5 protein-coding genes are annotated in these 5,886 nt (G+C 62.8%); 3 read left to right on the top strand and 2 right to left on the bottom strand.

The genetic code is table 11. The annotated features are described in order from the left end of the window. Positions 1–598 (top strand): DsbA family protein (locus EN884_RS22495; protein ID WP_164895109.1); only part of this gene is annotated, 598 nt, incomplete at its 5' end. A 38-nt stretch (positions 599–636) separates the two neighbouring features. Here EN884_RS22495 and EN884_RS22490 read toward each other — a convergent pair. Then, a complete protein-coding gene (locus EN884_RS22490) occupies positions 637–1,065 on the bottom strand; it encodes a hypothetical protein (RefSeq protein WP_024503284.1) in 429 nt (142 codons plus the stop codon). Between the two features lie 603 nt (positions 1,066–1,668). On the opposite strand from EN884_RS22490, the gene EN884_RS22485 reads away from it, so the two are divergent. Beyond that, on the top strand, positions 1,669–3,573 hold the full coding sequence (locus tag EN884_RS22485) for an ABC transporter ATP-binding protein/permease (protein WP_024503285.1): 1,905 nt from the start codon (positions 1,669–1,671) through the stop codon (positions 3,571–3,573). Positions 3,574–3,845: 272 nt separating this feature from the next. Further along, on the top strand, positions 3,846–5,210 hold the full coding sequence (gene mgtE / locus EN884_RS22480) for a magnesium transporter (protein ID WP_063168000.1): 1,365 nt from the start codon (positions 3,846–3,848) through the stop codon (positions 5,208–5,210). Positions 5,211–5,270: 60 nt separating this feature from the next. Here the strand turns inward: mgtE and EN884_RS22475 are convergent. After that, on the bottom strand, positions 5,271–5,886 hold a 616-nt coding region (locus tag EN884_RS22475), incomplete at its 5' end, for an FAD-dependent oxidoreductase (RefSeq protein ID WP_164895108.1).

Below are 5,886 nucleotides of genomic sequence, written 5' to 3'. Positions count from 1 at the left end.
CAGGGCAATCGCCGCCGTCGGCGATGTCGACGTGCATGTCCGCTGGCGGCCGTTCCAGCTCGATCCGACCATTCCGCCTGAAGGCAAGGACCGGCGCGAATACATGCTGGCAAAATTCGGCAGCGACGAGCGTATCCGCGAGATTCACGACCGCATCGAGCCGCTGGGCGAAGCGGAAGACATTTCCTTTGCCTTCGACGCCATCAAAGTGGCGCCGAATACGCTGGATGCGCACCGGCTGATCCGCTGGGCAGGGGCCGCCGGCGAAGCCATTCAGAACAGGCTTGTACGGCGGCTGTTCCAGCTGAATTTCGAGGAAGGCGCTGACATCGGCGACCATGCCGTGCTGGTCGAAGCCGCGCGCGAGGCTGGCATGGATGCGTCCGTGGTCGCCTCGCTTTTGCCGACCGAGGCCGATGTCGAGGCGGTGCGCACCGAGATCGCCACCGCGTCGCGCATGGGCATTTCTGGTGTGCCGTGCTTCCTGCTCGAGGACAAATACGCCGTCATGGGCGCGCAGGATGCCGATACGCTGGCCGATGCCATTCGCCAGGTGGCGGCCGCCAAGGCGCGCGGCGAACTGGACAAGGCCGGCTGAGGCCGGCCGGCCTCTCCTCTCCGCGACAGCGGCAGACGTTACTTCGCCGTCGCCTTGGCCTTGCTGATGAAAAATCCATGGCCGTTCGTGGCCGTGCAGGTCAGTCCCTTGGTTGACGACTGGCACGAGAACGGCCCGGCGCTCCAGCTGTTGCCGTAGCCAAGCTTATCGACATCGCTGCAGCAGCCCTGCTCGCCTGGGTTCTTGATCAGCGTTGCTGGCCCCTTCGGACCCAGGATAATCGTAAGGTAGCTCGGCTCGACGCGCGAGCAGCTCAGTTCCGGGCCGCCATCCCTCGGCTCATAGGTGCCGGTGCCGCCTTTGGGCGTGTAGATGCAGCCGATGTTGCCGGACGGCGTGTTGAACTCGATCTGGCCCTCGGCGCTGGCCGGAATGCTTTGCTCGCCGGCATGCGCCAAAGGTACAAAGGCAAAGAGGGACAGGATTGCGGCCGCGCGTGCAAGCATTGGGAGCTTCCTTGTTGAAGAACCGGACATGCATGAGTGTCGCCGATGCCGGGCAAGGTTCAATCCCAGGCGGATGAATTGTCAAACGCAGTCCCTCAGCCGATCCGACAAGACGGAACGCGCCGCTCGATCGATTCTCTCGTCAATTCCTGCCCCCGGCAGGGACGACCCCGGCAATCCTGGCGAGTCACGAGCCGCAGATTTTCGAGCTCTTTGAGCCGTCCACAGTGAGAAAACCGGTCGCTCGATACGATTTCGAGTTCACGAAACCGTGTGAAAGCCTTCCCTAGGGGAAGCCGTGCCAACGCCACGCCCTCGATATATCAAGCCCATGAAATTAAAAGCAATATCCGGATTTTTGTCGACTGTTGTCGCTATATTTCAGCATGTAATCTGTTGCCTCACGGCAACGGCTGCCGGGGCAATCCGGTCGGCCCGGTTTTAAATTAATGGAAAATGATCAATTGGTGTTACCATCCGTAACAAAAGAAAAAAGGTTTGGGCGGGATAGTGATTCGGGTCGGTAGACCATCGCAAGAGTCAGTACCGGAAAAAACACCTCGCGATGCCGCAGGGCGATCGCTTCTGACGCCGGTGTCGTCGATGCGCAGCTTCTGGGGCCTGATGCGGGCCTACTGGGTTTCCGACCGCTGGAAGGAAGCCTGGACGCTGACGCTGGTGATCGCGCTGCTCACGGCGTTGTCCAGCAAGGCCGGTGTCTGGTTCGCCGAAGCCTCGGGCGAACTGGTCAATTCCATCGCCTTCTTCCATGACGCCGCCAACACCACGCCGCTTCGCTCGCTTTTGGTCAATGCCGGCGTCCTCGTGCTGCTGGTCGTACTCAAGGACGCTGGCTTCACCGGCATCCGCAACCTTGTCTCGGCGACGTTGCACCGCAAATGGCGCGGTTGGCTGGACAGCCGCTTCAATGAAGCGCTGCTGGACGGCAATCATACGCATTTCCATGCCCAGCACGCGTCGACCGGCAGCGGCGCACCGGCCCCCGACAATATCGACCAGCGCGTCCAGGAATCCATCAAGGACATGACCGGTGGCGCCATCGGGCTCGCCATGGGCGTGCTTGGCGTTGCCACATCGCTCTATTTCGTCGGCCAGAAGCTGCTCGAAAACTCCGTCGAGGTGAAGGGGCTGGAATTCCTCGGCAGCTATGGCAGCGCCATCCTCGCCTTCCTGGCCGTCGCCACCTACGTGCCGCTGAACACTTGGATCGCGGTCAAGCTCGGCGGCCTGCTCGAGCGCCTCAATGTCAGGATGCAGCAGGCCGAGGGCAGCTATCGCGGCGAGCTGACGACATTCCTGCGCCGCTCCTTCCATGTCGCGGCGTCTCAGGGCGAAGGCGTGCAAAGGACCATGCATGGCCGGCTTTATGTCGACATCGACGGCACCTGGACGCGGCTGAACATCGTCAACACCGTCTACATGTCGTTCGAGCTGATCTACAATTTCATCGGTGCCCGCATTGTCGCCTACGGACCGGGCCTGGTGCCGTTCATCCACAACGGTCTCGACCTCAAGGGCTACATAACCGGCTCCGAGCTGGTCAATTCGCTGATCGGCCAGTGTTCCTGGTTCATCCACGTCATGCCCGCCATCGCCACGTTGCGCGCCAACAGCCAGCGTGTCACCGAGCTGGCCAATGCGATCGAGAATGTCCAGCATCCGCAGGAATTCTACAGCCAGACCGGCCGCTCCGACTTCCACTATGCCAGCCAGAACCCGGTTTTCGGCCTGACCATCCAGAAGCTCGAACTGGCGCATCAGGGCGAGGACGCGACGCCCTTTCTCAGCGCCGCCAATCTGCGCTTCCGGCGCGGCGAATGGACTTTCCTGAAAGGCGAGTCCGGTTGCGGCAAGACCTCGCTGATCAAGGCGATCAACGGCCTGTGGCCCTATGGCCGCGGCACCATCGTCTTCCCAGAGGGCGTCAAGAGTTTCTATGCCGCCCAGGAGGTCAAGCTGCAGCCTGTGTCGCTGAAGCAACTGGTCTGCCTGCCCGGCTCCGAGCACGACCATGGCGATGCGCAGGTGGCGTCGGCGCTGCACAAGGCGGGGCTCGGCGACTTTATCGAGCACATGGCCGACGAAAGCCGCGAAGGCAAAAGCTGGGACCAGGTTCTGTCGGGCGGCCAGAAACAGAAGCTGGTGGTGGCCCGCATCGTGCTGCAGCAGCCGGGATTGCTGTTCCTCGACGAGGCGACCGGCGCGCTCGACCCCGATGGCAAGGTCGCCTTCCACCAGGCCATCAAGGACAACTGCCCCGATGTCACGGTGATCTCCGTCATGCACGAGGCGGTGGCGCCGAGATCGATGACGGGCAGCGAATTCTATCACAGCATCGTCGCGATCGCCGACGGCGTCGCCACCAAGAAGCCGCTGGTTCCGACCCTGCCCGCCGAACTCACCACCATTCTGGTGCAGCCAAGGCCGGTCCCAAGGCCGGTCGAAGACAAGTGGCTGCGCTTCTCGCGCCGGCTGAAGCAGAAATAACGGTTATTCCACCCCGGTCTGCCTGGTCGAACGGCGGCCGGTGATCACAGTCTCGCGATCTTGCCCGCTCGTCGGCATTTTCCCTCCTCACCGCGATTGACACGGCGAGGCGCGCTCCTATGTTGCGCCCGCTTGCAGACAATCAAACGCGAACCCGCAAGCGGAAAGGTCACCGCGCCATGCCTGGCGACAGTCACAGTCGAACGCAACAGCCGTCCGCCCTGACGTGACCTCACATGGTTCATGTCCTGCCGGACGGCAAGGAGTGAGCCATGAACGAATTTACCACGGTGGCAAGCGACGAGGCCGTCGCGATTGCCCGTATCCTAGCCAACGATCACGTCGCCGACATTGTCGAGGCCCTGAACAGGGAGCCTCGAGAGACCGCGACGGAACTGCTCTGTGAAGTGACGTTCGAACGTCTGGTCGAGATCTTCGATCAGCCGGAACTCGACGGCGCGTCGGAACGCATGGAGGCGCTGCCGCGCGCCAAGGCGGGCAAGCTGCTCACCGCCATGTCGGTCGACCGGGCAGCCGACATCCTGCGCGAGCTGGAAGAGCCGGCGCGTTCCGAGCTGCTTGGCGGACTTGCGCCGCCGCTGCGCGCAACGCTGCTCTCCATCCTCGGCTATCCCGAAGGCAGTGCCGCATCGATCATGACGACGGAGTTCGTCAGCGTGCCCTCGGACTGGAGCGTCGGGCAAACGCTCGACTACATCCGCAAGGTGGAGCGGACGCGCGAGACCGTCTATGCGATCTATATCGTCGATCCGCAAACGCACCTGCTTGTGCGCTCGACGGGCCTGCGCCGGCTGATCACCGGTGAGCCGGACGATTCGATCATGACGGTGGCGCCGGATCATCTTCCGATGACGGTCGGCCCGCTGACCGATCGCGAAACGCTGGCGCAGACGATCTCCAAATACGATCTGCTCGCCGTTCCGGTCGTCGACCATGGCAAGATCCTCGGCATCGTCACCATCGACGACATCATCGACACGATGATCGCGGAGACGACCGAGGACGTGCACCGTTTCGGCGGCATGGAGGCGCTGGACGAGCCGTACATGAAGATGAGCTTCCTCGCCATGATCAGGAAACGCGGCGGCTGGCTGTGCGCGCTGTTCATCTCGGAGATGCTGACGGCCAACGCCATGCAGAGCTATGAGGGCGAGCTGGAGAAGGCGATCGTGCTGACGCTGTTCATCCCGCTGATCATGAGCTCCGGCGGCAATTCCGGCTCGCAGGCGACCTCGCTGGTCATCCGCGCGCTGGCCTTGCGCGAGATCGGCCTTGGCGACTGGTGGCGGGTGGCGCTGCGCGAGCTGCCCACCGGCCTGGTGCTGGGCGCCATGCTCGGTGTGGTCGGCGTCTGCCGCATCGCGCTCTGGCAGTATATGGGCTTCTACGACTATGGCCCGCACTGGCCGCTGATCGCCACCACGGTGGGTGCTGCACTGGTCGGCATCGTCACCTTCGGTTCGCTGTCGGGGTCGATGCTGCCGTTCGCCTTGAAGCGCATCGGCTTCGACCCGGCCAGCGCATCGGCGCCGTTCGTTGCCACGCTGGTCGATGTCACCGGGCTGGTGATCTATTTCTCGGTGGCGCTGGTGATCCTGCGCGGCACGCTTCTGTAGCAACCATCTCCGCCGTGGCATGACCTTGCCGCGGCGGAGTTCCTCAACCAGGATTTGCCGTCAATCGACCCGCTCGCCGTCCTTCACGCGATAGGTCGGCTTGTACATGGTGACCAGTTCTTCCGCCGCTGTCGGATGCACGGCCATCGTACGGTCGAAATCGTCCTTGGTCAGGCCGGCCTTCAGCGGGATGCCGAGAAGCTGCGCCATCTCGCCGGCGTCCGGCCCCAATATGTGGGCGCCAAGCACTTTCTTCGACGCGCCATCGACCACCAGCTTTATCAGCATCTTCTCGTCGCGCCCGGACAGGGTGTGCCGCATCGGCCGGAATGTGGCGCGGTAGATCTCGATGTCGGAAAAGCGTTTGACGGCGTCGTCCTCCGACAGGCCGACAGTGCCGATCTCGGGCTGTGAAAAGACGGCGGTCGCGATCGTCTCGTGATCGGGAGCGGTCGGATTTCCCTTGAAGGCGGTTTCGATGAAGCACATCGCCTCATGGATCGCCACCGGCGTCAACTGCACGCGGTTGGTGACGTCGCCGATTGCCCAGATGTTGTCGACATTGGTGCGGGAATATTGGTCGACGGCGATGGCGCCGGTCTTGGTCATCTCCAGTCCGATGCCTTCCAGGCCCATATTCTCGGTGTTGGGAATGCGGCCGATGGCCAGCATCACC

It is taken from the genome of Mesorhizobium sp. M7A.F.Ca.AU.001.01.1.1 (assembly GCF_004022735.1).
In the GTDB taxonomy this organism is placed as follows: Bacteria; Pseudomonadota; Alphaproteobacteria; order Rhizobiales; family Rhizobiaceae; genus Mesorhizobium; species Mesorhizobium ciceri.
The sequence above is the reverse complement of the archived record's forward strand: the minus strand, read 5'-3'. Positions and strand labels throughout refer to the sequence as shown.

Coding starts and splice junctions, on each gene's coding strand:
- EN884_RS22490 (WP_024503284.1), bottom strand. CDS start 1,065: ATGCTTGCACGCGCGGCCGCAATCCTGTCCCTCTTTGCCTTTGTACCT.
- EN884_RS22485 (WP_024503285.1), top strand. CDS start 1,669: ATGCGCAGCTTCTGGGGCCTGATGCGGGCCTACTGGGTTTCCGACCGC.
- mgtE (WP_063168000.1), top strand. CDS start 3,846: ATGAACGAATTTACCACGGTGGCAAGCGACGAGGCCGTCGCGATTGCC.